Genomic DNA, 26,504 nt, shown 5'->3' with positions numbered 1-26,504 from the left:
ATGGCTGTCTCGCCCCGCCTACGGCTTCCGAGCCGGAGGCATTTTGTTTGTCAAGCGAAGGGATCACGGCGTGAGCGACAAGTCGCACGACGCAGTACCGGAGAACGAAGATTTCGTCCCCGGGGAGCCCGACGCGCCCGAAGACGACGCCGTCGAGATCGAGGATCCCGAAGCGCTGGCTGCCGCCGAAGAGGAAGTCGCCGAAGCCGACGAGGACATCACCCTCGGCGAGCTGGAGAAGGACTTCACCCCGGAGGAGCAGGAAGCCGCCGCTGCGCTGGCACCGGTCCGTCGTACCGTCAAGGCCCCTGTCCGCAAGAAGGACACCGTCACCCGCAAGCGCTCCGAAGCGCTCGCTGAGCACGATGACCCCTACCGGGCTTCCAACCCGGTCGAATTCGCCAAGCAGTCGGGCTCCGAGCTGAAGAAGGTCGTGTGGCCCACCTGGCCGCAGACGATCTCGATGTTCAGCGCCGTCCTGGTGTTCGTGTTGATCATGATCGCCATCGTCGGCTCGCTGGATCTCTTCTTCGGCTGGTCGCTGCTGCAGTTGTTTGGGAGCTGAATCCATGACTGACAACTCTGATTTTGAGGTCGACCTCGGCCCGATCGAAGAGACCTCCACCGACGACCTGGAGATCGACCTCGGCTCGCTGGGCGTCGCCGAGGACGACGACACCACCATCGAACTCGCCGAACTGGCTGAGGAAGAGCCGGACGAGGCCGCCGACAAGGCCTCCCAGGACCGCGACGAGGCCCTCGAGGCAGCCATCAACGAGCTGCGCGAGGAACTCGAATCCAAGTTCGGTGACTGGTACGTCATCCACACCTACTCCGGCATGGAGAACCGCGTCAAGCAGAACGTCGACGCTCGTGTCACCACGCTGAACATGGAGGACTACATCTTCGAGACGGTCGTCCCCACCGAGGACGTCGTCGAGGTACGCAACAACGGCCGCAAGACCGTCACGCGTTGCGTCCTCCCCGGATACGTTCTCATCCGGATGGAACTGACCGACGACTCCTGGAGCGCCGTCCGCCAGACCCCCTCCGTCACCGGCTTCGTCGGCCAGGGGCAGCAGCCCGTGCCGCTGTCGATCGACGAGGTCCTCCACATGCTGACTCCTTCCGTGGTCGCCAAGGTCAACGCCGCTCACGCGGGTTCCGAGGCCGCACGGAAGAAGAAGGTCGAAGTCGTCGACTTGGCGGTCGGCGATTCCGTCATGGTGACGGACGGCCCCTTTGCCGGGGTGCACGCCACGATCACCGAACTCAACGCCAACAATCAGCGGCTCATCGCTCTCGTCGAGATCCTCGGCCGCGAGACCCCTGTCGACCTGGATTTCAAGCAGGTCGAGAAGGTCGTCTAAGATTGTGCGTCGCGCCTGTTCCGGGCGCGCCATCCATCCGTATAGGTAAAGGACCCACCCATGCCTCCCAAGAAGAAGGTTGCGGCGCTCGTCAAGGTCGCCCTGCAGGCCGGCGCAGCCACGCCTGCCCCGCCGGTCGGTACCGCTCTCGGCCCCCACGGCGTCAACATCATGGAATTCGTGAAGGCGTACAACGCCCAGACCGAATCCCAGCGCGGCAACATCATCCCCGTCGAGATCACGATCTACGAGGACCGCACGTTCACCTTCATCACGAAGACGCCCCCGGCGTCCGAGCTGATCAAGAAGGCGGCGGGTCTCAAGTCCGGTTCGGCCAACCCGTTGGCTGACAAGGTCGGCAAGATCACCAAGGACCAGGTCCGCGAGATCGCCACCACCAAGCTGCCGGACCTCAACGCCAATGACGTCGAGGCCGCCATGAAGATCGTCGAAGGCACCGCCCGCTCCATGGGCGTCACCGTCTCCGAGTGATCTGAAGCCCGAACACACACATCCCTGGTAGGGGAGTGCTCCCCACACCAGAACTGGTGGACCGGGTCATGAGCCCGGCACAAACACAAGGAACCAGCATGAAGCACAGCAAGGCATACAAGGCGGCCGCCGAGAAGCGCGCCGAAGGCCAGGCCTACAGCCCTGAAGAGGCCATCCGCCTCGTCAAGGAGATGGCAACGGCCAAGTTCGACGAGTCGATCGACGTGGCCATGCGCCTCGGCGTCGACCCCCGCAAGGCGGACCAGTTGGTCCGCGGCACCATCAACCTTCCGCACGGCACTGGCAAGACGGCACGGGTCCTCGTCTTCGCCGCCGGTGACAAGGCTGACGCCGCACGCGCGGCGGGTGCTGACGAGGTCGGCACCGACGATCTGATCGAGAAGGTGGCCGGCGGCTACCTCGACTTCGACGCAGTCGTCGCCACCCCTGACCTCATGGGCAAGGTCGGCCGTCTGGGCCGCGTCCTCGGTCCCCGTGGCCTGATGCCGAACCCCAAGACCGGCACCGTCACCATGGACACCGGCAAGGCCGTCGCCGACATCAAGGGCGGCAAGATCGAGTTCCGCGTGGACCGTCACGCGAACCTCCAGTTCATCATCGGCCGCGCCTCCTTCACGGAGCAGCAGCTCGCTGAGAACTACTTCGCCGTCCTCGACGAGGTCCTCCGCCTGAAGCCGGCCGCAGCCAAGGGCCGCTACCTCCGCAAGGTCGCCGTCTCGGCCACCATGAGCCCGTCCGTCAGCATCGACGGCTCGGCCCTCAAGCCCGCCGAGGCCTGATCGGTCCCATTCCCCAGCCGCTCGCGGCCGGGTGAACGGGCCTCCCGCTCCGCAGAATGCGCATGGGTGTCATAGTGACACCCATGCGCATTCTTGTTTCCGGGTTCGAGCCGTTCGGTGGCGACACGGCCAACGCGAGCGGCGACGCCGTCCGTGAACTCGGGGCCACATGGTGGGATCCCTCGGTGGAGTTGCACACAGTGATCCTGCCGGTGTCGTTCGAGCGGGCCCCTCATGCTCTGGAAGCATCGATCCGAGCGGTGCGGCCGGACGCCGTGATCTGTGTCGGCGAGGCCGGTGGCCGACCCGTCGTCACACCCGAACGCTGGGCGGTCAACGAGCGGCAGGCGCGCATCCCGGACAATGACGGCGCCCAACCGTCCGGGCCCATCGACGACCTCGCGCCGCGTCTGCCGTCACGGCTGGACGTGGACGGGATCGTCCGGGCCGTGCGCGCCGCAGGCGTGGCGGCCGAGGTCAGCGACGACGCCGGCCGCTATGTCTGCAACGCCACGTTCCGTGCGGCGCTGACCTGCTTCGACGGTCCTGCGGGCTTCATCCACGTGCCCGCGGTCCGGGCAGCGGGGACGGCACTGGTGGGATCCGAGACGGACGGGCCGGTGCTGGGCCGTGCAGTCGAGGAACCTCTCTCCCTCCAGGAAGTCATTGCGGCATTGCGCGCCGCCGTTGCGGTCGTCATCCTCTCCGCGACCCCCGGGTAGCCTGCAGCGCTCCAGCCGACCCGCCTGCGCATTTCACCGTCGGGCTTGACAGTGCTGCTGCGCACGGTGAATCGTCTAGCCAGCAGCATCGAGTGCACAGGAGCACAGCGCATGACCCCTCTTCTCGTCACCGGTCTGCCTTCACAGCCTCGTTCCGGGGCGGTGGGGGGATGACCGAGCGGACCAACATCATCCTGGTCTGCGTCGACCAGATGCGCGGTGACGCGATGTCCGGCGCCGGTCACCCCGTTGTCCAGACGCCCTACCTGGACACCCTGGCGGCCGAAGGAACGACGTTCCCGCACGCCTACTCGGCGGTGCCGACCTGCGTGCCGGCTCGGGTGGGGCTCATGACCGGCCTGAACCAGGAGTCGCACGGCCGGTACGGGTACCGCGAGGGGGTGGCCTTCAGCGACCTGTATGAGACCACGCTGCCCCGTGAACTCGGTCGGGCGGGATACCAGACGCAGGCCATCGGCAAGATGCACGTCTACCCCGAACGCGACCGCATCGGCTTCGACGATGTCAGGCTGCATGATGGCTTCCTGCACTTCGCCCGCCAGAGGGCTGGGCGCAACCTGCAACTCATCGACGACTACAGCACCTGGTTGCGCAGGCAGCCGGGCATGGCGGCGGCCGCTGAAACGGACCACGGGGTGGGGTGCAACTCGATGATGGCCAGGCCGTGGGACAAGGATGAGGCCTACCACCCCACGTCGTGGATCATGTCTGAAGCCGTTGACTGGCTCCACCGCCGAGATCCGACGATGCCCTTCTTCCTGTATCTGTCCTTCCACCGCACCACGCACCCTACGACCCTCCTGCCTGGGCATTGGATCAGTACCTGGACGCTGACCTGGGGGAAGCGCCGGTAGGGGACTGGGTCGACCGGTTCGCCGACTACCGGCGTGACCATCTGGCAGACGCCTCCTTGGGGAAACAGCGACCTGAGGTGCGCCGTCGGGCCCTTGCCGGTTATTTCGGGCTCATCACCCAGATTGACCACCAACTCAACCGGATGGTCGAGGCGCTGAGCGACTTCGACCTCCTTCGCAACACCGCGATCATGTTCGTCTCCGATCACGGCGACATGCTGGGTGATCACCACTTCTACCGGAAGTCGGTCGGGTATGAGGGCAGCGCGCGCATCCCGTTCATCCTGCGCCTCCCCGGTGGCGAGAAGGTGGTGTCCACCGTCGACGAGGTGGTGGAACTGCGCGACGTCATGCCGACGATCCTCGACATCGCCGGTGCCGAGATCCCCGATTCGCTCGACGGCGCCAGTGTCCTGCCCCTGATCCGGGGTGAAGAGGTGTCATGGCGCGAGGAGATCCACGGCGAGCACACCTACAGCATGCAGGGGTGGGAGTCGATGCACTGGGTGACGGATGGCCACCGCAAGTTCGTGTGGTGGTCCGGATCAGGCATCCAAGAGTTCTTCGACCTCGACGCCGATCCCACCGAGCTGCAGGACCTCTCCCATGACGCAGCACGAGCGGTCGAGTTGGGCACTGGCGGCAGCGTCTGATCCGCCATCTCTCCGAGCGCGAGGAGGGGTTTGGCGTCGACGGTGAACTGGTCGTCGGGCGAGAGGTCCGCAGCGAGGCATCGTGGGTGGAGGAACCTGTGAGGCTCTGAGACCCCACGTCGGGTACCGCAAATTACACCGGGGCAACTCACCCATTTGGATGTGTTGCCCCGCTCTCCAACACCGGAAAGCTAGTTGGGAAGAGCGGTACCCCGCTTGGAAAGACCATCAACCGAAGGGGTTGGCCATCATGGTAGTACTCGGAATCATCCTCCTCATCATTGGCCTGATCGCGAACATCTCGATCCTCACCTGGATCGGAATCATCCTGATCGTGGTTGGCCTGATCCTCAACTTCGTCCCCATGCGCGGCGGTAAGGGCACCAGGGTCTGGTAACCACCCCTGGTCCCACTCCGAGGCCCCGGCGATCTACGGATCGACCGGGGCCTTGTTGCGTGACGGCGGGTGAAGAATTCTCGCCGTGAGCGTCCGCAGTGACCAGGGGAGGGGGCCTCAGAGGACCTTGGCGAAGAACTCCGCGGTGCGCTGCTGTTGTGGGTTGTCGATGACATCGCGGGGGGTGCCGCGTTCGACGATCACGCCGTCGTCCATGAACACCACCTGGTCCGCGACCTCACGGGCGAAGCCGACCTCGTGGGTCACCACGACCATCGTCATGCCGCTGGCGGCAAGTTCTTTCATCACGCTGAGCACTTCGCCCACCAGCTCCGGGTCGAGCGCGGAGGTGGGCTCGTCGAACAGCATCAGGTCCGGCTGCATCGCGAGGGCGCGGGCTATGGCCACGCGCTGCTGCTGGCCACCGGAGAGCTGGGCGGGGTAGTGGTCGGCTCGGTCCGAGAGTCCGACGCGGGCCAACTGTTCGTCGGCCAGCGTGGCGGCTTCGGCCTTCCCGAGGCCGCGGACCTGTCTGGGGGCCTCCATCACGTTCTCGCGCGCGGTCATGTGGGGGAAGAGGTTGAAACGCTGGAACACCATGCCGACGCGCTCGCGCTGCTTGGCGATCTGCTTGTCGCTGAGCCTGTGCAGCACCCCGTCGACCTCGCGGAGACCCATGAGGTCGCCGTCGACGTAGAGGCGGCCGGCGCTGATCTGCTCCAGTTCGTTGATGCAGCGGATGAGGGTGGATTTGCCGGAGCCTGAGGGGCCCAGCACGACGCACACCTCGCCCCTCTGCACCTGGAGGTCGATGCCCTTGAGGACGTGCAGTTCACCGAAGAACTTGTGCACGCCCTGGATGTCGACCATGGGGGTTGCGGTGGTCACGGGGTCACCTCCAGATTGGGGTCTTCATGGACGGTACCGGAGGCGAGGATGGCCTGCTGCTTCTTCGAGACGCCCTTGGCTCTGCCGCCGCCGGAGGTCTCCGAGTTGTCGAAGCCCCGGCCGTAGTAGCGCTCCAGGCGCGCCTGCCCCACCATCAGCACCGAGGTGATGCTCAGGTACCAGATGGCGGCGACGATCAGCAGCGGCACGGGCAGGAAGCTCTTGTTGCCGATGGCGTTGGTGACGAACGTCAGCTCCAGCGAGAACGGCACCGCCAGCACGAGCGAGGTGGTCTTCAGCATGGAAATGGTCTCGTTGCCCGTGGGCGGCACGATCACCCGCATGGCCTGCGGGATGACGATGCGACGCAGCGTCGTCGATCGCTTCATGCCCAGCGCGGTCGACGCCTCCCACTGGCCCTTGTCCACGGAGCTGAGCCCCCCGCGCACGATCTCCGAGAGGTAGGCGCCCTCATTGAGGCCCAGGCCGAGCACGGCTGCGACGGTGGCGTTGATGACGTCCTGCGTGTCGAACTGCAGCCACTCGGGGCCGAACGGCACCCCCATTCGGGGGTACAGCACCGCGATGAGGCCCCAGAACACCAGCTGGGTGTAGATGGGGGTCCCGCGGAAGAACCAGATGTAGACGTAGGCCACCGCGCGGAGGATGGGATTGGTGCCCATCCGCATGATGGCGGTGGTGACCGCCAGCAGGATGCCCAGCGCCATGGCGAGGACCGTCAGGATGAGGGTCCAGCCCACACCGGAGATGACCCGCGCGTCGAACAGGTACTGGCCGACCACGTCCCAGCGGTAGTTGGGGTTCGTGAACAGGCTGTAGACCAGAAGGGCGAACAGCACCAGGACGATGGCCGCCCAGATCCAGACGCTGGGTCTGGGCACAGGGCGTGCGCGGATCAACTCCGGTCGGGTGGGCACGGGGATCAGCCCTCCGGGTTCAGTTCAGCAGTGTCCAGCGCGGCCTCGTCGACACCCCAGGAATCGAGGATGGCCTGCCAGGTGCCGTCGTCCATGAGGTGCTGCATGGCCTTCTGCACGGCTTCGGTGAGGGCCGCATCGTCCTGCGGCACGACGATGCCCTGCGGGGCCGCGTCGCGGACGTCACCGACGACCTCGAGCTGGTCACCGGTGATGGCCACGGAGTAGCCGGCCACGGTGGAGTCGGCGTAGAAAGCGTCGGCCTTGCCGCCCACCACATTGGTGGTCACGTCGCTCTGCCGGGGGTAGGAGAGGACCTCGATGGCGTCCTTGCCGGCGGCGGTGCACTCCTCGTTGAACATGCCGAGCTCCTCCTCCTGCCATGTGCCGGTCTGGACCCCGATGGCCTTGCCGCACACGTCGTCGGGGTTGAGGCCGTCGGGGTTTCCCTTCTTGACGGCGAAGCTGGACCCGACCGTGATGTAGCTGATCATGTTGTAGCTGGCGGTGCGCTCGGGGGTGATGGTGAACGACGAGATGCCGATGTCGTACTTCGAGCCCATGCCGGCCAGCAGCGAGGCGAACTCGCCGTCGACGACCTCGGCCTCGAGGCCCAGCACGTTGCCGAGCGCCTTGCTGAGGTCGACGTCGTAGCCGATGGCGGTCTGCAGGTCATCGGCGCGGAACTCGGCCGGGGCGTAGTCCACGGCGGCACCGACGACCAGGGTGCCCTTGTCGGCGACGGCGGCGGGCAGCAGGGCCGCGATCTCGTCCACCTTCTGGACGCCGGACACGTCGTGGCTGCGGTCCGTGGAGTCGGCGGCGTCGGCGGGCCCGGAGGCGTCCTGCCCGCCACAGGCGGTCAGCGTGAGTGCGGCCAGCAGGCTGGCGGCGAGGATTCGGCGCATGTCAGTTCTTCTCTCAAGGCGGAGACGGGATGATTCAACTGCCAAATCTTAATGGACGAGGCCTCTGGGACTGCATTGGGTGCGGCCCCAGGGGTGGCCGGCGCCGACGATTTGGCGCCCGGGTGGGCATCCGGTATCGTTTCGGGAGCCGAAGACCGCAGGTGGCTCAACAGCCATAAAGCCACATGGCACCCGCGCAGGTGAACGTGAGAAGAATAGGTTATACCTGTCCGCCCCGCGCCGCCTGAGCGCCGGGGCGTTTTTGTGTCTTGCGTCACTTCGGCCCTCGGGCCGCCCGTCACGGCGGGCAGAGGTGTTAGACCGGAAGGAGACTCATATGGCGAGGCCGGATAAGGCTGCCAAGGTTTCGGAACTGGCTGAGGCTTTCAGCAAGTCCGAAGCGGCAGTGCTGACCGAGTACCGCGGTCTCACCGTGGCGCAGCTCAAGCAGCTGCGCCGTTCGCTCGGTGAGAACGCCACCTACGCCGTTGCGAAGAACACCCTGACGGCGATCGCTGCCAAGGAAGCCGGAATCGAAGGGCTCGACGAGACCCTCACCGGCCCCACGGCTATCGCTTTCGTCACGGGTGACATCGCAGCCGCCACCAAGGGGCTGCGTGACTTCGCGAAGGCAAATCCGTCTCTGGCAATCAAGGGTGGTGTCCTGGAAGGCAAGTTCCTCGACGCCCAGGCTGTTCTGAAGCTGGCAGACCTCGAATCCCGCGAGGTTCTGCTGGCCAAGATGGCAGGCGCGCTCCAGGCCAACCTGGCCAAGGCCGCCTACATGCTGGCTGCCCCGCTGTCGCAGGGCGCTCGCGTGCTCGGCGCGCTGCGCGACGCCGCACAGGCTGACCCCTCCTTGATCGGTGGTGCTGGCTCCGCGCCGGCCACCGAAGCCACGGACGAGACCCCCGCCGCGGAAGCGGCACCTGAAGCAGCGGAAGCTGCGGAATAACAACACTGTTCCGCACGCTGCGGACCAATCTGAAAGGAAAGCCTCATGGCTAAGCTCAACAACGAAGAGCTCCTTGACGCCTTCAAGGAGATGACCCTCATCGAGCTCTCCGAGTTCGTGAAGCTGTTCGAAGACACCTTCGGCGTGACCGCCGCTGCTCCGGTGGCCGTTGCGGCCGCTCCGGCTGCCGCTGCCGGCGACGCCGCTGGCGACGGCGACGAGGAAGCTGCCTCCGACAAGGTCGACGTCATCCTGACCTCGGGCGGCGAGAAGAAGATCGCCGTCATCAAGGAGGTGCGCGCTCTGACCTCCCTCGGCCTGAAGGAGGCCAAGGACCTCGTCGAGGGTGCTCCGAAGCCGGTGCTCGAGGGCGTCGACAAGGACACCGCTGCCAAGGCCAAGGAGGCCCTCGAGGCCGCCGGCGGTACCGTCGAGTTCAAGTGATCTAGAGTCACCAACTCTTCCGACGGCCCGTCCCCGCGAGGGGGCGGGCCGTTTTCACTTGCCACCGCCAGCCGGAGCGGTATCATCGGTCCCGCGAGGTCGACGTCGCCCCTTCCACCGCAGGCCGAAATCCGGGGGCCGGCGGTTGTTGCCGTCCGCGGCTATTTGATCTATAGTGGTTCTTTGCCCCGCTATGCGTTGCGCCCGTGATTTGACACGGGCAGTTCGCCATGCACGGATATTTGCTTCAAGCGTTCTTGGAAGGACCCAATCTTGGCCGCCTCGCGCTCTGCGTTGAAGAACACCAATGTCGTCTCGTCCACCGGTCGTATCTCGTTCGCGAAGATTCACGAGCCTCTGGAGGTTCCCAACCTCCTGGACCTGCAGATCGACGCATACAACTGGCTGATCGGGAATGAGACCTGGCGGGCGAAGGTCGAAGAGCAGCTCGCTGCCGGCCGCACCGACGTCAACACCCGCTCCGGCCTGGAAGAGATCTTCGCCGAGATCTCACCCATCTCCGATTTCCAGGACTCGATGCAGCTGTCGTTCCGCGACCACCGCTTCGAGGAGCCCAAGTGGACGATCGAGGAGTGCAAGGACCGCGACACCACCTACGCGGCACCGCTCTTCGTCACCGCTGAGTTCACCAACAATGAGACCGGTGAAATCAAGTCCCAGACCGTCTTCATCGGCGACTTCCCGCTGATGACGGACCGTGGCACCTTCATCATCAACGGCACCGAGCGTGTCGTCGTCTCGCAGCTCGTGCGCTCGCCCGGCGTCTACTTCGAACAGACCCCCGACAAGACCTCGGACAAGGACATCTTCTCCTGCAAGGTCATCCCCTCGCGTGGCGCGTGGCTCGAGTTCGAGATCGACAAGCGCGACATGGTCTTCGTGCGCCTGGACCGCAAGCGCAAGCAGAACGTCACCGTCCTGCTCAAGGCGCTCGGCTGGACAGAAGACCGCATCCTCTCTGAGTTCGGCGACGCGGAGTCCATGCGGCTGACGCTCGAGAAGGACACCGTCAAGACGCAGGACGAGGCACTCCTCGACATCTACCGCAAGCTCCGTCCGGGCGAACCCCCGGCACGTGACGCTGCGCAGCAGCTGCTCGAGAACTACTACTTCAACGACAAGCGCTACGACCTGGCGAAGGTCGGCCGCTACAAGATCAACAAGAAGCTCGGCCTCGAGCTCCCGTTCGATCAGCAGGTGCTCACCGAGGACGACATCTCCGCAGCCATCGGCTACATCGTCGCCCTGCACGAGCACAAGGAATTCCTGGGTGACCTCCCCGTCGAGGCCGACGACATCGACCACTTCGGCAACCGTCGTCTCCGCACCGTGGGCGAGCTGATCCAGAACCAGCTCCGCACCGGCCTGGGCCGCATGGAGCGCGTCGTGCGCGACCGGATGACCACGCAGGACATCGAGGCCATCACGCCTCAGACGCTGATCAACATCCGCCCGGTGACCGCCGCGCTGAAGGAGTTCTTCGGAACCTCGCAGCTGTCGCAGTTCATGGACCAGAACAACCCGCTCGCCGGCCTGACGCACAAGCGTCGTCTGTCTGCGCTGGGCCCCGGTGGTCTGTCCCGTGACCGCGCCGGCATGGAAGTCCGAGACGTCCACCCGTCGCACTACGGCCGCATGTGCCCCATCGAGACCCCTGAAGGCCCGAACATCGGCCTCATCGGCTCGCTGGCCTCGTTCGCCCGCGTCAACGCGTTCGGCTTCATCGAGACCCCGTACCGCAAGGTCGTCGACGGTCACGTGACCGATCAGATCGACTACCTGACCGCTGATGAGGAGGACCGCTACTCGATCGCGCAGGCCAACGCCGCAGTGAACGAGGACGGCCGCCTGACGGAGGAGCGCGTGCTCGTCCGCCTGAAGCACGGCGACGCCGACGAGGTCCCCGTCGGCGAGGTCGAATACATGGACGTGTCCCCGCGCCAGATGGTCTCCATCGCCACGGCGCTGATCCCGTTCCTCGAGCACGACGACGCCTCGCGTGCCCTCATGGGCGCCAACATGCAGCGCCAGGCGGTGCCCCTGCTCCGCAACGAGTCACCCGTCGTCGGCACCGGCATGGAATACCGCGCCGCGGTCGACGTCGGTGACGTCACCCTGGCCCGCAAGCCCGGCGTGGTGAGTTCCGTCTCGGCAGACCTCCTGGAGATCGCCAACGACGACGGCACGTACTCCAGCTTCAAGCTGGACAAGTTCGTCCGCTCGAACGCAGGTACCTGCATCAACCAGCGTCCGCTGGTCGGCCCCGGCGACCGGGTCGAGATCGGCACCCCGCTGGCAGACGGCCCCTGCACGGACCAGGGCGAACTGGCACTCGGCAAGAACCTCCTCGTGGCCTTCATGCCGTGGGAGGGCCTCAACTACGAGGACGCCATCATCCTGTCGCAGCGCATCGTGCAGGACGACGTCCTCACCTCGATCCACATCGAGGAGCATGAGGTCGACGCCCGCGACACCAAGCTGGGCGCTGAGGAGATCACCCGCGAGATCCCCAACGTCTCCGACGAGATGCTGGCTGATCTCGACGAGCGTGGCATCGTGCGCATCGGCGCCGAGGTCTCCGCCGGCGACATCCTGGTCGGGAAGGTCACGCCCAAGGGCGAGACCGAGCTCACCCCGGAGGAGCGCCTGCTGCGCGCCATCTTCGGCGAGAAGGCCCGCGAGGTGCGCGACACGTCGCTCAAGGTTCCCCACGGTGAATCCGGCACCGTCATCGGCGTGCGCGTGTTCAACCGCGAGGACGACGACGAACTGCCCCCCGGCGTGAACCAACTGGTTCGCGTGCACGTTGCCCAGAAGCGCAAGATCTCCGACGGCGACAAGCTCGCCGGCCGCCACGGTAACAAGGGCGTCATCTCGAAGATCCTTCCGGTGGAGGACATGCCGTTCCTCGAGGACGGCACCCCCGTCGACATCGTGCTGAACCCGCTGGGTGTGCCCTCGCGAATGAACGTGGGCCAGGTCCTCGAGAACCACCTCGGCTGGATCGCCAAGACCGGGTGGGACATCACCGGGGTCCAGGAAGAGTGGGCCGAGCGCCTCCGTGACGTCGGCCTCGGCCACGTCGACGGCGACGCCAAGGTCGCCAGTCCCGTGTTCGACGGTGCCAACGAGGAGGAGATCGCTGGTCTCCTCGCCAACTCGCTGACCACCCGTGACGGTGACCGCTTGGTGGACTCCACTGGCAAGGCCCGTCTCTTCGACGGCCGCTCCGGCGAGCCGTACCCGGAGAAGATCGGCGTGGGCTACATGTACATGCTGAAGCTCCACCACCTGGTCGACGACAAGATCCACGCGCGTTCGACCGGTCCGTACTCGATGATCACCCAGCAGCCGCTCGGCGGTAAGGCCCAGTTCGGTGGCCAGCGCTTCGGTGAGATGGAAGTGTGGGCCCTCGAGGCCTACGGTGCCGCCTGGGCGCTGCAGGAACTGCTCACCATCAAGTCCGATGACGTGCCTGGCCGCGTCAAGGTCTACGAGGCGATCGTCAAGGGGGAGAACATCCCCGAGCCGGGCATCCCTGAGTCCTTCAAGGTGCTCGTCAAGGAAATGAAGTCCCTCTGCCTGAACGTAGAGGTGCTCTCTGACGACGGAACCGTCATCGACCTGACTGATTCGGAGGACGACATGCGTTCGGCCGAAGACTTCGGTATCGATCTCGGTCGCCGTCCCGGTAGCGACAACTTCATGGACGTCGGCGAAGTCTGATCCGCGGGGGGCTGCGCCCCACGTGAGCCCACCAGCGGAGCTTGCTTCGCTCGCACACACTTGAAATCCGAGACAGGCGAGATCGCCGATGTCTCACAGGCGCCTACTGCCGAAGTAGGGGAAAGAGAAGCCAAACGTGCTGGACGTGAACTTCTACGATGAACTCCGGATCGGTCTCGCGAGCACCGAGCAGATCCAGAAGTGGTCCGAGGGCGAGGTCAAGAAGCCCGAGACCATCAACTACCGAACCCTCAAGCCGGAGCGTGACGGCCTCTTCTGCGAGAAGATCTTCGGCCCCACCCGTGACTGGGAGTGCTACTGCGGCAAGTACAAGCGCGTCCGCTTCAAGGGCATCGTCTGCGAGCGCTGTGGCGTCCAGGTGAGCCGGAGCAACGTGCGTCGCGAGCGCATGGGGCACATCGAGCTGGCCGCGCCCGTGACCCACATCTGGTACTTCAAGGGTGTCCCCAGCCGTCTCGGCTACCTGCTGGACATCGCGCCGAAGGACCTCGAGAAGGTCATCTACTTCGCCGCGCACATGATCACCTCCGTCGACGAGGAGGGCCGCCACCGCGACCTCTCCTCGCTGCAGGCGAAGGTCGAGGCTGAGTCCAAGCAGGTCGCCGGCAAGCGTGACGCGGACATCGAAACCCGCATGCGCAAGCTGGAAGAGGACCTGGCCGCTCTTGAGGAAGAGGGCGCCAAGGCCGACGTTAAGCGCAAGGTGCGCGAGGCCGGCGAGAAGGAAGCCAACCTCATCCGCACCCGTGCGCAGCGTCAGCTGGACCGCATCGACGAGGTGTGGCAGCGGTTCAAGGGCCTGAAGGTCCAGGACCTCGAGGGCGACGAGATCCTCTACCGCGAGATGAAGAAGCGCTTCGGTAAGTACTTCGAGGGTTCCATGGGCGCCGAGGCGATCCAGCGGCGCCTGCAGGACTTCGACCTGAAGGCCGAGTCCATCTCGCTGCGCGAGACCATCGCCACGGGCAAGGGCCAGCGCAAGACGCGTGCCCTGAAGCGCCTCAAGGTGGTCAGCGCATTCCTCAACGGCCAGAACGCGCCGTCGTCGATGGTGCTGGACGTCGTCCCGGTCATCCCCCCGGACCTGCGCCCCATGGTGCAGCTCGACGGTGGCCGCTTCGCCACCTCGGACCTCAACGACCTGTACCGCCGCGTCATCAACCGCAACAACCGTCTCAAGAGGCTGATCGACCTCGGTGCACCCGAGATCATCGTCAACAACGAGAAGCGGATGCTGCAGGAGGCCGTCGACTCGCTGTTCGACAACGGCCGTCGTGGCCGTCCCGTCACCGGGCCGGGCAACCGCCCGCTGAAGTCGATCTCCGACATGCTCAAGGGCAAGCAGGGTCGCTTCCGTCAGAACCTCCTGGGCAAGCGCGTCGACTACTCGGGCCGCTCGGTCATCGTGGTCGGTCCTCAGCTGAAGCTGCACCAGTGCGGCCTGCCGAAGGCCATGGCGTTGGAGCTGTTCAAGCCGTTCGTGATGAAGCGTCTCGACGACCTGAACCACGCCCAGAACATCAAGGCCGCCAAGCGCATGGTGGAGCGTCAGCGCCCCGTCGTGTGGGACGTCCTCGAAGAGGTCATCACCGAACACCCCGTGCTGCTGAACCGTGCACCAACCCTGCACCGCCTCGGCATCCAGGCGTTCGAGCCCCAGCTCATCGAGGGCAAGGCCATCCAGATCCACCCGCTCGTCTGCACGGCGTTCAACGCCGACTTCGACGGTGACCAGATGGCCGTGCACCTCCCGCTGTCGGCCGAGGCCCAGGCTGAGGCACGCGTGCTGATGCTCTCGACCAACAACATCCTGAAGCCGGCAGACGGCCGCCCCGTGACCATGCCCACGCAGGACATGATCATCGGTCACTACTTCCTCACCTCCGAACGTGAGGGCAAGGGACAGGGCCGACTCTTCTCGTCGCTGGCCGAGGCCATCATGGCCTTCGACCGCGGCGACCTGTCGATCGGCGCCAGGTGCCGCATCGTGCTGCGTGACGTCGTCGTGGACGGCGTCGAGCCCCGCCCCGACGGTTCGGTGCTGGTGGAAACCACGCTCGGGCGCGCCCTCTTCAACGAGGCGCTGCCGGAGGACTTCCACTACGTCAACACCGTCGTCGGGAAGCGCGTCTTGGGCCCGATCATCAACGAGCTGGCGGAGACGTACCCGAAGGTCAAGGTCGCGGCTGCGCTCGACAACCTGAAGGACGTGGGCTTCAAGTGGGCGTCGCGCTCCGGCGTGACGGTGTCCATCTCGGATGTCCAGACCCCGCCGCAGAAGGCCGAGATCCTTGACGTCTACGAGCGTCGCGCGACCAAGATCGACACGCTCTACGACCGCGGTCAGCTGACCGAGGACGAGCGCCGGTCCGAGCTCATCGGCATCTGGGGTGACGCCACCACGGAACTCACGGAGGCCATGAAGGCGAACTTCACGACCGAGAACCCCATCTTCATGATGGTGGACTCGGGCGCTCGAGGAAACATGACGCAGATGCGCCAGATCGCCGCCATGCGAGGACTCGTGGCCAACCCGAAGGGCGAGATCATCGCCCGCCCGATCAAGTCCAACTTCCGCGAAGGCCTGTCGGTGCTCGAGTACTTCATCTCGACGCACGGTGGCCGAAAGGGCCAGGCCGACACCGCTCTGCGTACCGCAGACTCCGGCTACCTGACCCGTCGTCTGGTCGACGTCTCCCAGGACGTGATCATCCGCGAGGAAGACTGCGGCACCGAGCGTGGCCTCACCAAGGTCATCGCCAAGTGGACCACCGCAGGTGTGGACGAGACGGGCCGCCCGATCGAGATCCCCGCTGAGCCGTTCGCCAAGGGCGCCTCTGTGGAGACCACGGTCGACGTGGAGACCGCCGTCTACGCCCGCTCGCTGGCCGTCGACGCTGTCGATTCCGAGGGCAACGTGCTGGTCCAGGCCGGCACGGACCTGGGTGACGCCGAGATCCTCAAGCTGGTTGAGGCCGGGGTCACCACGGTCAAGGTCCGCTCCGTGCTCACCTGTGAGTCGGCTGCCGGTACCTGTGCCATGTGCTACGGCCGTTCGCTTGCCTCCGGCAAGCTGGTGGACGTCGGCGAGGCCGTCGGTATCGTCGCCGCGCAGTCCATCGGCGAGCCCGGTACCCAGCTGACGATGCGTACCTTCCACACCGGTGGTGTGGCCGGTGACGACATCACGCAGGGTCTGCCCCGTGTCACGGAGCTCTTCGAGGCCCGCCAGCCCAAGGGCAAGGCCCCGATCGCAGAGGCCGACGGCGTCGTGCGGATCGAGGACGGCGACCGTTCGCGCAAGATCGTCATCGTGCGCGACGACGGTGGCGAAGACCTGGAGTACCCGGTCGGCCGCCGCACCCGCCTCGAGTTCGAGGACAACACGGGCCAGCGCATCCACATCCAGGACGGCGTCCGCGTGTCGATCGGTCAGCAGTTGACCGCCGGCCAGGTGGACCCGCAGGACGTGCTGCGTGTGCGTGGTCTCCGCAAGGTGCAGGAGCACCTCGTGGAGGAGGTCCAGCGTGTGTACCGCACGCAGGGTGCCCCCATCCACGACAAGCACATCGAGATCATCATCCGGCAGATGCTGCGTCGCGTGACCGTCATCGATTCGGGCGAGACCGACATGATGCCGGGCGAGCTCGTGGACCGTCCCAGCTACGAGGCCTCGAACCGTCGGGCGCTCTCTGAGGGCGGCAAGCCCGCTGAGGGTCGTCCGGTGCTCATGGGTATCACCAAGGCGTCGCTCGCGACGGAGTCGTGGCTGTCCGCCGCGTCCTTCCAGGAGACGACCAAGGTCCTCACGGATGCCGCCATCCAGGGCAAGAGCGACAAGCTCATGGGCCTGAAGGAGAACGTCATCCTCGGCAAACTGATCCCTGCCGGCACCGGTCTCGAGCGTTACCGCAACATCCGGGTGGAGCCCACCGAAGAGGCCCGCGCCACGGCCTACACGATGAGCTACGACCCGTACGATTACGCGTTCGGCTCTGACGTGGTCGGCCCGGCCGTGCCGCTCGACGAGATGGACTTCGGCGAGATTCGCTGAACCTGGCCCCGAAGGGGGCACTGACGGCGACTCCTCACGGTCCTCGCAACACCCAGTTCTGGGAGTTGCGGGGACCGTGTCCTTTTGTGGCGTTGCGGGGCCGAGTCCTTCGGTTGCGCAGCGCTGCGTGCCGCGGCTGAGGCTGCTCGCCGGATCGGTTCGAGCGCTGACCACGCACAACGCCCGGCTGGGACGAGCCAGCCGGGCGTGTGCATGATGTGCTTCAGATCACCTACAGCAGGTGTTGCGAGGGACCACGAGGATCCGCTTACCGGTCTCCCGCCCTGCTGCAGTGTCCGGGCAGTTACCCCTTGGACACTGCGCGCCGCTTGTTCACGAGGTCGAACGCAACGGCGAGGAGGAGCACGAGGCCCTTGACGACCTGCTGAGTGGGTGCCTCCACGCCGAGCAGCTGCATGCCATTGGTCATGACTGCCATGATCGTGCCACCGATGATGGCGCCGACGACCCGGCCGACGCCGCCGGTGACGGCTGCGCCACCGATGAAGCAGGCGGCGATCGCATCGAGTTCGATGCCGTTGCCGGCGGCGGGCTGCGCACCGTTCGCGCGCGAGGAGTAGATGATGCCCGCAATGGCCGACAACAGACCCATGTGCACGTACACGAGCATGATGGTGCGCTTCACGTTGACGCCCGAAAGGCGGGCCGCATGGATGTTGCCGCCGATGGCGTAGGTGTGGCGACCGTAGACCGTGTTCTGCGACAGGTAGGCGTAGAGCAGGATCAGGGCGGCCAGGATGAACAACACGATCGGGAAGCCCCGGCTCACCGAGAGCTGGAAGGCGAAGAAGAGCACCGCTACGGCGATCGCGGCGAACTTCGCGACCATCAGGCCTGCTTTCTCCACGGGCTGCTCATACTGGATGCGGGCCGCGCGGGTACGCAGCGCGCTGAAGATGAACCCGGCCACCGCCAAGATGCCGACCAGCAGCGTGAAGACATCCACGTTCTTGCCGAGGATGGGGACTGTACCGAAGAGTCCTTGGAGGAACCCCGTGGCGATCTGCTTGTACTCGTTGCTCATGGGGGACAGCGAAATCGACCCCAGCACCATGAACGTCGCGCCACGGAACAGCAGCATGGAGGCCAGCGTCACAATGAAGCCGGGGATGCCGACGTAAGCCACCCAGAAGCCGTGCCAGAGGCCGATCAGCACACCGACTGCGAGGCCGGCGATCACCGCGACCCACCACGCCTGCCCCATCTTGATCACGAGGGTTGCCGCGATGGCACCCACGAGCGCGATCACGGATCCCACGGACAGGTCGATGTGGCCCACGACGATGACGAACAGCATGCCGATCGCCAACACCAGGATGTAGGAGTACTGCAGCACCAAGTTGGTCACGTTGGGAGGGCTGAGCAGGAGGCCCTTCGTCCAGACTTGGAAGAGGATGATGATGGCCACCAGGGCCAGGAAGATGCCGCTCTGGCGGAGGTTCACCGCCCCCAGCATGTTCTTGACGCTTGCCATGTCAGACAGCCTCCCTTTCCCTGGTCATGAGTGTCATGAGGTTCTCCTGGTTTGCTTCGCCGCGATCCAGGACGCCGGTGATGCGCCCGAAGGCCAGCGTGTAGATGCGGTCGCAGATGCCTAGCAGTTCGGGCAACTCGGACGAGATCACGATGACGGCCTTGCCCGCGTCGGCGAGTGAGTTGATGATGGTGTAAATCTCATATTTCGCGCCGACGTCGATTCCTCGGGTCGGCTCGTCGAGGATGAGCACCTCTGGTTCGGTCATCATCCACTTGGAGAGGACGACCTTCTGCTGGTTACCGCCGGACAGTTGCCCTGCGATCGTCATCACCGACGGCGCCTTGATGCGCATGCTGCCCCGGAATTGCTCGGCGCGCTTGATCTCCTCGTTGGCATTGACCGACCCGAGAGGAGTCTTGAGCCGGTCGAGGGAGGCGGCGGAGATGTTGCGGCGGATGTCGTCGATCAGGTTGAGGCCGAACCGTTTGCGGTCCTCTGTGGCGTATGCCAAGCCGGCGTTGATCGCCTGGTGTACGGAGGAGAGGTCAACCTCCTTGCCATGCAGGTATGCCTTTCCGCTGACCTTGTGGCCCCACGCCTCGCCGAAGACGCTCATGGCGAGTTCGGTGCGGCCCGCGCCCATGAGGCCGGCGATGCCGACGATCTCGCCGGCGCGGACGTTGAGGCTGGCATCGCCGATGGTCTTGCGCCCCGGGATGGTGGGGTGCATGACGGACCAGTCCTCGATGCGGAAAAGTTCCTCGCCGATTTTTGGCTCGTGGGCGGGGTAGAGATGCTCGAGGTCGCGACCGACCATGCCCTTGATGATGCGGCTCTGCTGCATCTCCGGGCCCTTCTGGATGGTCTCGATCGTCATTCCGTCACGGATGATCGTGTTGGCGTCGGCAATGGAGATGATCTCGTTGAGCTTGTGCGAGATCATGATCGACGTGATGCCCTCATCGCGCAGTTGCCGCAGCAGGCCCAGGAGGTGCGCCGAGTCCGTGTCGTTGAGGGCGGCGGTGGGCTCGTCGAGGATCAGTAGCTTGACCTTCTTGGAGAGCGCCTTCGAGATCTCCACCAACTGCTGCTTGCCCACTCCGATGTCCTGGATGAGGGTGGTGGGGTTCTCGTCGAGGCCCACCTGGCGCAGCAGTTGGGCGGCGCGCTGGTTGGTCTTGTGCCAGTTGATGCGGCCGCTCTCCGCCTGCTCGTTGCCGAGGAAGATGTTTTCCGCAATGGACAGTTGGGGGACCAGCGCCAACTCCTGGTGGATGATGACGATGCCCTTGGCTTCGGACTGGTTGATCGAGTTGAACTTGACCTCTTCGTCATCGAAGAAGATCTGGCCATCGTAGGTACCGTGCGGGTAGACGCCGGACAGCACCTTCATGAGGGTGGACTTGCCGGCTCCGTTCTCACCGCAGATGGCGTGGATGTCGCCCCGCCGCACGCTGAGATTCACGTCTGACAGCGCCTTCACACCGGGGAATTCCTTGGTGATGTTGCGCATCTCGAGAATGATGTCGCTCAAGGTATGCCTGCTTTCAATTGGGATGGGGCCGGCGGTTGTATTCAACCACCGGCCCCATCGCGTCAGTTACCGGGGATCAGGCAACGCCGGAGTCGACCTGCTCCTGGGTCCAGTAGCCGGTGTCCACAAGGGCCTCGGTGACGTTGTCCTTGGTGACGGTGGTGACGTCGAGGAGGTACGAGGGCACGACCTTCACGCCGTTGTCGTAGGTCTCGGTGTCGTTGGCCTCGGGCTCGTTGCCCTCGAGCAGCGCGACGGCGGCCTTGACGGCCTGCTCGGCCAGGAGACGGGTGTCCTTGAAGATCGTCGAGTACTGGATGCCGTCGTTGATGAGCTTGACCGAGGCGATCTCGGCGTCCTGACCGGTGACGATCGGGAAGGTGTCACCGCTGTAGCCGTTGTTCTCCAGGGCGGTGATGATGCCGCGCGAGAGACCGTCGTAGGCGGACAGCGCGCCGTGGAGCTTCTTGTCGCTGTAGTTGGCGGTGAGGAGGTCCTCCATGCGCTTCTGCGCTGTCTCCTGCTGCCAACGGAGGATGGCGGCCTGCTCGATGGAGGTCTGGCCCGACGGGACGACGTACTCGCCTGCATCGATCTTCGGCTGCAGGACCGACATGGCGCCGTCGAAGAAGAAGTGCGCGTTGTTGTCGTCCAGCGATCCGGCGAACAGCTCGATGTTGGCGGGCTTCTCGGCGCTGAAGCGCTCAGCGAGGCCGTCGATGAGGGACTGGCCCTGAGCGACGCCCACCTTGAAGTTGTCGAAGGAGACGTAGAAGTCGACGTTCTCCGAGTCGCGGATCAGACGGTCGTACGAGATCACCTTGATCCCGGCTGCGGCCGCCGCATCCAGCTGCGGTGCGAGCGCGGTGCCGTCAATGGCGGCGATGATGAGGACCTTGACGCCCTGGGTGATCATCTGGTCGACCTGCTGCGACTGGGTCGGGATGTCATCGTTGGCGAACTGCAGGTCGACCTCGAAGCCGGCCTCCTCGAGCTGCGACTTGACGGCGTCGCCGTCGGCGATCCAGCGCTCCGAGGTCTGGGTGGGCATCGAGACGCCGACCTTGCCGCCGGCTGCCGCTTCCCCTCCGCCGGCGCTGGCGGAGGTGGTCGGATCGGTACCGGTTTCGGCGGTGTCATTTCCGCAGGCGGCCAGACCGAGGACGGCAACGCTGGCAGCGCCCAGCCCGATGAACCCGCGACGATTGAGCTTCATTATCGTTTCCTCCTAGAAACGGTTCAGTGGAGGCCAACTCTGGCCATCCCTGGGTGGGGCTCTGATGCCCTCTCCGACGAATCGGCATGGTGTGACACGGGGCGGCATACGAGGACCCGTGAAACGGTTTTCTTTGTCACATGCTGCTCAACTCAGAGGCCCCCGTCAACGTGAATCGCGCAATCGATCAGTCTCGGTTTCATAACGAATCCCTGGCCCACCCCGACTGCTGATCGAGGTGGCGCTGCGGTACCCTCCGCGCCCTGCGCAGACGCGTTCGAGCCGATCGGTCCCGCCCCGAACCCGGTGCGGAAGGCCGAGCTGCCGTTGGCGGTGTTGCTCAAGGTGGGTGAGCACATCGCCCCGACCTGCAGACACGAGGAACCCCGGGATAGTGTCCTGGGGCGTCGAAGGATTCATGGTGAAATCACTGGCTCGGTGTTGTGTGAGACGCGCGCCGGGCAGAGGCCGAGGAGTACCGGGACTCCTTCAATGAGATGGCTGAGTACATCCGCAGCCACGGTGAGTGGCCGGCCGCGTGGGGCTCCATTGACGTGTGCCTGCCCAACCGGCTCGACGCCACCGACATCGTGCCGGCGGGTGGCCCAACGGCGCCTGGTTCGCGGTGTGGAACGACCTGGTGGACGCCGACTCCACCGAACTCGACGTCGACGGTCTGATCGAGGATTCCTTCCCTGTCATCTCCCAGAAGACGTGGAATGCACAGACCCCGACGCGCACCTACGCCGAGTTCACCGCGGGGATCCGCGGGATCGGGCGGGGCCCCGGTCTGACCAGCATCGGTGCCGTGTCGCAGCCCGGTACCGTAGAGCGGAGCCGCAATGCCAGTGTCACCGCTTCGTCCAGCACTCCAGAGGGTCCCGCTGCGGCGCTCACCGACGGCAGCCGCACGGTCGTCAGGGATGACCACGTGCGAGCCGTATTCGCAGACGGAGCGGTGCGGCACCGAGGTCTGGGCGACGGTGGTCACGGTTGAGAACGGCGAGTTCGTCCCGGAGTCGGGGTGGGCGTTCAACAACGTGACGTATCTGCCGTGAGCAGGCCTTCCCTACGGGAGGGTGGCCGGCCTGTGTGACGGGGAGCTGGCGGCACCTCACTGGGGGGGTGCCATGGTGGTACGCGGGATTTTTGACCCTCAGGCACCGGTGGAGTAATCTTGGCAAGCGTGCCCGGACTAGGGCGCGATTGTGCGTGCCCTGGCATGACGGTCAGTTCCTAAACGTTGCGAGGAACCCTGACGCGTGCGGAGTTCGCACGGCAGCCAACTGTGTTTCTGCCCGGAACGGTGACCCGGAAAGATGACACGGAGACCTGCGCCAGGGAAACCCCCGCCAATATCCAGACAACGAAAGTGAAACCAAACAGGTGCCAACTATTCAGCAGCTGGTCCGGAAGGGCCGCAGGGACAAACCGTCCAAGAGCAATACGCCCGCGCTGAAGGGCTCGCCCCAGCGTCGCGGCGTGTGCACTCGCGTGTACACCACCACGCCGAAGAAGCCGAACTCCGCGCTCCGTAAGGTCGCGCGCGTGCGTTTGAGCTCCGGCATCGAAGTCACCGCCTACATCCCGGGCGTCGGCCATAACCTCCAGGAGCACTCGATGGTGCTCGTCCGCGGTGGTCGTGTGAAGGACCTCCCCGGTGTGCGCTACAAGATCGTCCGCGGCTCGCTCGACACCCAGGGTGTCAAGGGCCGCAAGCAGGCCCGCAGCCGCTACGGCGCCAAGAAGGAGAAGTAATGCCTCGCAAGGGTCCCGCCCCGAAGCGTCCCGTGGTCATCGACCCCGTCTACGGTTCGCCGCTCGTTTCGCAGCTCGTCTCCAAGATCCTGCTCGACGGCAAGAAGTCCGTCGCCCAGGGCATCGTCTACGACGCCCTCGAGGGCACCCGCGCCAAGACCGGTACCGATCCGGTGCAGACGCTGAAGAAGGCTCTCGACAACGTCAAGCCTTCGATCGAAGTCAAGTCCCGTCGCGTCGGCGGCGCCACCTACCAGGTGCCGATCGAGGTCAAGCCCGGCCGTCAGAACACTCTGGCGATGCGTTGGCTCGTCAGCTTCTCCCGCGCACGTCGCGAGAAGACGATGACCGAGCGTCTCATGAACGAGATTCTCGACGCCTCGAACGGTCTGGGTGCTTCCGTGAAGCGCCGCGAGGACACGCACAAGATGGCCGAGGCCAACCGCGCCTTCGCCCACTACCGCTGGTGATTCAGCTGCCCCCGTACCGCAGGGTACGGGGGCTCTCACCGTCTAACGACCTGACTCTTCGATACTCGAGAAGGACCGAACTGTGACCGACCTGAACAAGGTTCGCAACATCGGCATCATGGCGCACATTGATGCCGGCAAGACCACCACGACCGAGCGCATCCTGTTCTACACCGGTAAGACCTACAAGATCGGTGAAGTTCACGAGGGCGCCGCCACCATGGACTGGATGGAGCAGGAGCAGGAGCGCGGGATCACGATCACGTCGGCCGCGACGACCTGCTTCTGGCACGACCACCTCATCAACATCATCGACACCCCGGGGCACGTCGACTTCACGGTCGAAGTGGAGCGCTCGCTGCGCGTCCTCGACGGTGCTGTCGCCGTCTTCGACGGGGTGGCCGGCGTTGAGCCGCAGTCGATGACGGTGTGGCGTCAGGCGACGAAGTACAACGTCCCGCGTATCTGCTACATCAACAAGCTGGACCGCACCGGTGCATCGTTCGACCACTGCGTGAAGACGATCCGTGAGCGCCTCAACACCGACCCGGTACTGCTGCAGTTGCCGATCGGCTCCGAGGGTGGCTTCCTGGGCGTCATCGATCTGGTCGAGATGCGTGCGCTCACCTGGCGCGGTGAGACCAAGATCGGTGAGGACTACACCGTCGAAGAGATCCCGGCCGAGTTGAAGGAAGCCGCGGAGGCCGCGCACGCTCAACTGATCGAGCGCATCGCTGACGTCGACGACGAGATCATGGAGCTCTACCTCGAGGGCGAAGAGCCTTCGGTCGCACAGGTCAAGGCGGCGATCCGCCAAGGTGTGATCTCCAACACCTTCACTGCGGTCGTCTGTGGCACCTCCTTCAAGAACAAGGGCGTCCAGCCCCTGCTCGATGCAGTCGTGGCCTACCTGCCTTCTCCGTTGGACGTTCCGGCCATCAAGGGCTTCAAGCCGAGCGACGAGTCGGTCGAGGCCGAGCGCCACCCCACCGAGGACGAGCCCCTTGCGGCCCTGGCCTTCAAGATCGCTGCCGATCCTCACCTGGGCAAGCTGATCTTCGTGCGCGTCTACTCGGGCGTCCTCAAGGCGGGCACGCAGGTGCTCAACGCCACCAAGGGCAGGAAGGAACGCATCGGCAAGATCTACCAGATGCACGCCAACAAGCGTGAGGAGATCGACTCGATCGGCGCCGGCATGATCTGCGCCGTCATGGGCCTCAAGGACACCGGGACCGGAGAGACCCTCTGCGATCCGGCCAGCCCGATCGTGCTGGAGTCCATGACCTTCCCGAACCCCGTCATCGAACAGGCCATCGAGCCGAAGACGAAGTCGGACCAGGAGAAGCTCTCGCACGCCATCCAGCGTCTTGCCGAGGAGGACCCGACGTTCCGCGTTCACACCGACGAGGAGACCGGGCAGACCATCATCGCCGGCATGGGCGAGTTGCACCTGGACGTGCTCATCGACCGCATGCGTCGTGAGTTCAAGGTTGAAGCCAACATCGGCAAGCCCCAGGTGGCGTACCGCGAGACCCTGCGCCGCAAGGTCGAGAAGATCGAGTACACGCACAAGAAGCAGACCGGCGGTTCGGGTCAGTTCGCGCGCGTGATCATCGACCTCGAGCCGACGGAACCGGGCTCAGGGTACGAATTCATCAACGCTGTCACCGGCGGCCGCATCCCCCGCGAGTACATCCCGGCGGTGGACGCGGGTGTCAAGGAGGCCCTGCAGTTCGGCGTGCTCGCCGGCTACCCGGTCGACAACATCAAGGTGACCCTGACCGACGGCGCCTACCACGACGTCGACTCCTCGGAACTGGCGTTCAAGCTCGCCGGCTCCATGGCGTTCAAGGAAGCCGCCCGCAAGGCGGACCCGGCGATCCTGGAGCCCATCATGGCCGTCGAGGTCACCACGCCCGAGGATTACCTGGGCACCGTCATCGGTGACCTGAACTCGCGTCGTGGCTCGATCCAGTCCATGGATGAACTGCACGGCAACCGCGTCGTCAAGGCGCTCGTGCCGCTGTCGGAGATGTTCGGCTACGTGGGTGACCTGCGCTCGAAGACCTCGGGCCAGGCCAACTACTCGATGGAATTCGATTCCTACGCCGAGACCCCGAAGAACATCATGGAAGAGATCGTCGCCAAGGCGAAGGGCGAGTAACACTCGGCCCCACGATGTGTGAGACCGGCCGGGAGCGAAAGCTCCCGGCCGGTTTTCTATACAGTGACGCTGTGGACATGCGGATCAGGACCTGGGCCGAACTGGGCAAGGACGAGTTCTTCGACATCGCCGTGCTGCGCTCGGTGGTGTTCTACGTGGAGCAGCGTGCCGACGTCCAGGATTTCGACGAGCACGACCGCGCACCGCAGACTCTGCACTACGCCATCCACGACGACGGGGGAGCGGCGGCCTACCTGCGCACGCTCAGGCTGGCCACGCCGGAATACGGCGCCTCCTGGGCCCTGGGCCGGGTGGCGGTGCGGAGCGACCGGCGAGGTGAGGGCCTGGCCCGCGTGCTCATCCGGGAGGCCGTGGACCGCCTGGGTGCCGAGCCGATCGTGTTGCACTCCCAGACCTACGTCCAGGCCCTGTATGCGGGCTTCGGGTTCAGGCCGGTGGGGGAGCAGTTCGAGGAGGCCGGTATCGCCCACATCTCGATGCTGCGGCCCTCGGCCATAGGCCATCGGGCCCGGATCTGAACCTCGCCGCTCCGCAGCTTGAACATATTCGCTAGACTGGCCGATCAGTGTGAGCACCTCT

21 protein-coding genes and 1 pseudogene are annotated in these 26,504 nt (G+C 65.2%); 16 read left to right on the top strand and 6 right to left on the bottom strand.

The window, feature by feature from the left end:
• Positions 1–70: 70 nt before the first annotated feature.
• From secE to ACX1DX_RS06645, 7 genes and pseudogenes are all read left to right on the top strand, one after another.
• Positions 71–565 carry a preprotein translocase subunit SecE gene (secE, locus tag ACX1DX_RS06675; protein ID WP_245243951.1) on the top strand — a complete coding sequence of 165 codons (495 nt, stop codon included), beginning with the start codon at positions 71–73 and terminating at the stop codon, positions 563–565.
• 4 nt (positions 566–569) lie between these two features.
• Positions 570–1,370 carry a transcription termination/antitermination protein NusG gene (nusG, locus tag ACX1DX_RS06670; protein ID WP_182763814.1) on the top strand — a complete coding sequence of 267 codons (801 nt, stop codon included), beginning with the start codon at positions 570–572 and terminating at the stop codon, positions 1,368–1,370.
• A gap of 60 nt (positions 1,371–1,430) precedes the next feature.
• Positions 1,431–1,862, top strand: a complete 432-nt coding sequence (gene rplK / locus ACX1DX_RS06665; RefSeq protein ID WP_076060749.1) for a 50S ribosomal protein L11 — start codon at positions 1,431–1,433, stop codon at positions 1,860–1,862.
• A 98-nt stretch (positions 1,863–1,960) separates the two neighbouring features.
• The gene (gene rplA, locus ACX1DX_RS06660; protein ID WP_459398028.1) at positions 1,961–2,662 is read left to right on the top strand and encodes a 50S ribosomal protein L1; all 702 of its coding nucleotides are present in this window, start codon (positions 1,961–1,963) and stop codon (positions 2,660–2,662) included.
• 83 nt (positions 2,663–2,745) lie between these two features.
• Positions 2,746–3,384: a pyroglutamyl-peptidase I gene (locus ACX1DX_RS06655; RefSeq protein ID WP_459398027.1), complete on the top strand. Its 639-nt coding sequence runs from the start codon at positions 2,746–2,748 to the stop codon at positions 3,382–3,384.
• 170 nt (positions 3,385–3,554) lie between these two features.
• A pseudogene (locus tag ACX1DX_RS06650) lies at positions 3,555–4,912 on the top strand (arylsulfatase).
• Between the two features lie 250 nt (positions 4,913–5,162).
• Entirely contained in the window at positions 5,163–5,309 is a 147-nt protein-coding gene (locus tag ACX1DX_RS06645; RefSeq protein ID WP_182763810.1) for a hypothetical protein, read from the top strand.
• 117 nt (positions 5,310–5,426) lie between these two features.
• On the opposite strand, the gene ACX1DX_RS06640 is transcribed toward ACX1DX_RS06645, so the two are convergent.
• The 3 genes from ACX1DX_RS06640 to ACX1DX_RS06630 all read right to left on the bottom strand — a co-directional run bounded on the left by ACX1DX_RS06640 (position 5,427) and on the right by ACX1DX_RS06630 (position 8,043).
• Positions 5,427–6,179, bottom strand: coding sequence for an amino acid ABC transporter ATP-binding protein (locus tag ACX1DX_RS06640; RefSeq protein WP_182764231.1), 753 nt, complete (start codon positions 6,177–6,179; stop codon positions 5,427–5,429).
• 14 nt (positions 6,180–6,193) lie between these two features.
• Positions 6,194–7,000, bottom strand: a complete 807-nt coding sequence (locus ACX1DX_RS06635) for an amino acid ABC transporter permease (protein WP_459398188.1) — start codon at positions 6,998–7,000, stop codon at positions 6,194–6,196.
• A 140-nt stretch (positions 7,001–7,140) separates the two neighbouring features.
• Positions 7,141–8,043: an ABC transporter substrate-binding protein gene (locus tag ACX1DX_RS06630; RefSeq protein WP_459398026.1), complete on the bottom strand. Its 903-nt coding sequence runs from the start codon at positions 8,041–8,043 to the stop codon at positions 7,141–7,143.
• A 337-nt stretch (positions 8,044–8,380) separates the two neighbouring features.
• Between ACX1DX_RS06630 and rplJ the strand changes: the two genes are divergently transcribed.
• The 4 genes from rplJ to rpoC all read left to right on the top strand — a co-directional run bounded on the left by rplJ (position 8,381) and on the right by rpoC (position 17,264).
• Complete coding sequence (gene rplJ, locus ACX1DX_RS06625) at positions 8,381–8,998, top strand: 50S ribosomal protein L10 (protein WP_182763808.1); 618 nt, start codon at positions 8,381–8,383, stop codon at positions 8,996–8,998.
• Positions 8,999–9,043: 45 nt separating this feature from the next.
• The gene (gene rplL / locus ACX1DX_RS06620; RefSeq protein ID WP_182763807.1) at positions 9,044–9,442 is read left to right on the top strand and encodes a 50S ribosomal protein L7/L12; all 399 of its coding nucleotides are present in this window, start codon (positions 9,044–9,046) and stop codon (positions 9,440–9,442) included.
• A 273-nt stretch (positions 9,443–9,715) separates the two neighbouring features.
• Positions 9,716–13,189 (top strand): DNA-directed RNA polymerase subunit beta, encoded by a 3,474-nt coding sequence (gene rpoB, locus ACX1DX_RS06615; protein WP_143570923.1) that lies wholly within the window; start codon positions 9,716–9,718, stop codon positions 13,187–13,189.
• Positions 13,190–13,325: 136 nt separating this feature from the next.
• The gene (gene rpoC, locus ACX1DX_RS06610; RefSeq protein WP_459398025.1) at positions 13,326–17,264 is read left to right on the top strand and encodes a DNA-directed RNA polymerase subunit beta'; all 3,939 of its coding nucleotides are present in this window, start codon (positions 13,326–13,328) and stop codon (positions 17,262–17,264) included.
• Between the two features lie 304 nt (positions 17,265–17,568).
• Here the strand turns inward: rpoC and mmsB are convergent, their stop codons facing one another.
• The 3 genes from mmsB to chvE form a co-directional block, all read right to left on the bottom strand.
• Positions 17,569–18,759: a multiple monosaccharide ABC transporter permease gene (mmsB, locus tag ACX1DX_RS06605; RefSeq protein ID WP_459398024.1), complete on the bottom strand. Its 1,191-nt coding sequence runs from the start codon at positions 18,757–18,759 to the stop codon at positions 17,569–17,571.
• Position 18,760: 1 nt separating this feature from the next.
• On the bottom strand, positions 18,761–20,296 hold the full coding sequence (mmsA, locus tag ACX1DX_RS06600; RefSeq protein ID WP_459398023.1) for a multiple monosaccharide ABC transporter ATP-binding protein: 1,536 nt from the start codon (positions 20,294–20,296) through the stop codon (positions 18,761–18,763).
• A gap of 76 nt (positions 20,297–20,372) precedes the next feature.
• A complete protein-coding gene (gene chvE, locus ACX1DX_RS06595) occupies positions 20,373–21,512 on the bottom strand; it encodes a multiple monosaccharide ABC transporter substrate-binding protein (protein WP_459398022.1) in 1,140 nt (379 codons plus the stop codon).
• Between the two features lie 556 nt (positions 21,513–22,068).
• Here chvE and ACX1DX_RS06590 point away from each other — a divergent pair.
• The 5 genes from ACX1DX_RS06590 to ACX1DX_RS06570 all read left to right on the top strand — a co-directional run bounded on the left by ACX1DX_RS06590 (position 22,069) and on the right by ACX1DX_RS06570 (position 26,443).
• The gene (locus ACX1DX_RS06590; protein WP_459398021.1) at positions 22,069–22,509 is read left to right on the top strand and encodes a hypothetical protein; all 441 of its coding nucleotides are present in this window, start codon (positions 22,069–22,071) and stop codon (positions 22,507–22,509) included.
• A 389-nt stretch (positions 22,510–22,898) separates the two neighbouring features.
• A complete protein-coding gene (rpsL, locus tag ACX1DX_RS06585) occupies positions 22,899–23,270 on the top strand; it encodes a 30S ribosomal protein S12 (protein WP_076060716.1) in 372 nt (123 codons plus the stop codon).
• The gene (gene rpsG, locus ACX1DX_RS06580; protein WP_182763802.1) at positions 23,270–23,740 is read left to right on the top strand and encodes a 30S ribosomal protein S7; all 471 of its coding nucleotides are present in this window, start codon (positions 23,270–23,272) and stop codon (positions 23,738–23,740) included. Before rpsL ends, rpsG begins: the two co-directional genes overlap by 1 nt.
• Before the next feature lie 82 nt (positions 23,741–23,822).
• Positions 23,823–25,904 carry an elongation factor G gene (gene fusA, locus ACX1DX_RS06575; RefSeq protein ID WP_459398020.1) on the top strand — a complete coding sequence of 694 codons (2,082 nt, stop codon included), beginning with the start codon at positions 23,823–23,825 and terminating at the stop codon, positions 25,902–25,904.
• 77 nt (positions 25,905–25,981) lie between these two features.
• Positions 25,982–26,443 carry a GNAT family N-acetyltransferase gene (locus tag ACX1DX_RS06570; RefSeq protein ID WP_459398019.1) on the top strand — a complete coding sequence of 154 codons (462 nt, stop codon included), beginning with the start codon at positions 25,982–25,984 and terminating at the stop codon, positions 26,441–26,443.
• Positions 26,444–26,504 lie beyond the last annotated feature (61 nt).

This window comes from Tessaracoccus zhenghani, assembly GCF_054552775.1.
Note: the sequence above shows the minus strand (reverse complement) of the source record. Positions and strands in the feature narration are given on the sequence as shown.

Bases quoted from the DNA above. Each gene is read 5' to 3' on its own strand.
- ACX1DX_RS06645 (WP_182763810.1), top strand. From the start codon at position 5,163: ATGGTAGTACTCGGAATCATCCTCCTCATCATTGGCCTGATCGCGAAC.
- ACX1DX_RS06655 (WP_459398027.1), top strand. From the start codon at position 2,746: ATGCGCATTCTTGTTTCCGGGTTCGAGCCGTTCGGTGGCGACACGGCC.
- ACX1DX_RS06630 (WP_459398026.1), bottom strand. From the start codon at position 8,043: ATGCGCCGAATCCTCGCCGCCAGCCTGCTGGCCGCACTCACGCTGACC.
- rpsG (WP_182763802.1), top strand. From the start codon at position 23,270: ATGCCTCGCAAGGGTCCCGCCCCGAAGCGTCCCGTGGTCATCGACCCC.
- rplJ (WP_182763808.1), top strand. From the start codon at position 8,381: ATGGCGAGGCCGGATAAGGCTGCCAAGGTTTCGGAACTGGCTGAGGCT.
- rplL (WP_182763807.1), top strand. From the start codon at position 9,044: ATGGCTAAGCTCAACAACGAAGAGCTCCTTGACGCCTTCAAGGAGATG.
- nusG (WP_182763814.1), top strand. From the start codon at position 570: ATGACTGACAACTCTGATTTTGAGGTCGACCTCGGCCCGATCGAAGAG.
- chvE (WP_459398022.1), bottom strand. From the start codon at position 21,512: ATGAAGCTCAATCGTCGCGGGTTCATCGGGCTGGGCGCTGCCAGCGTT.
- ACX1DX_RS06640 (WP_182764231.1), bottom strand. From the start codon at position 6,179: ATGGTCGACATCCAGGGCGTGCACAAGTTCTTCGGTGAACTGCACGTC.
- ACX1DX_RS06570 (WP_459398019.1), top strand. From the start codon at position 25,982: ATGCGGATCAGGACCTGGGCCGAACTGGGCAAGGACGAGTTCTTCGAC.
- mmsB (WP_459398024.1), bottom strand. From the start codon at position 18,759: ATGGCAAGCGTCAAGAACATGCTGGGGGCGGTGAACCTCCGCCAGAGC.
- rplA (WP_459398028.1), top strand. From the start codon at position 1,961: ATGAAGCACAGCAAGGCATACAAGGCGGCCGCCGAGAAGCGCGCCGAA.
- rplK (WP_076060749.1), top strand. From the start codon at position 1,431: ATGCCTCCCAAGAAGAAGGTTGCGGCGCTCGTCAAGGTCGCCCTGCAG.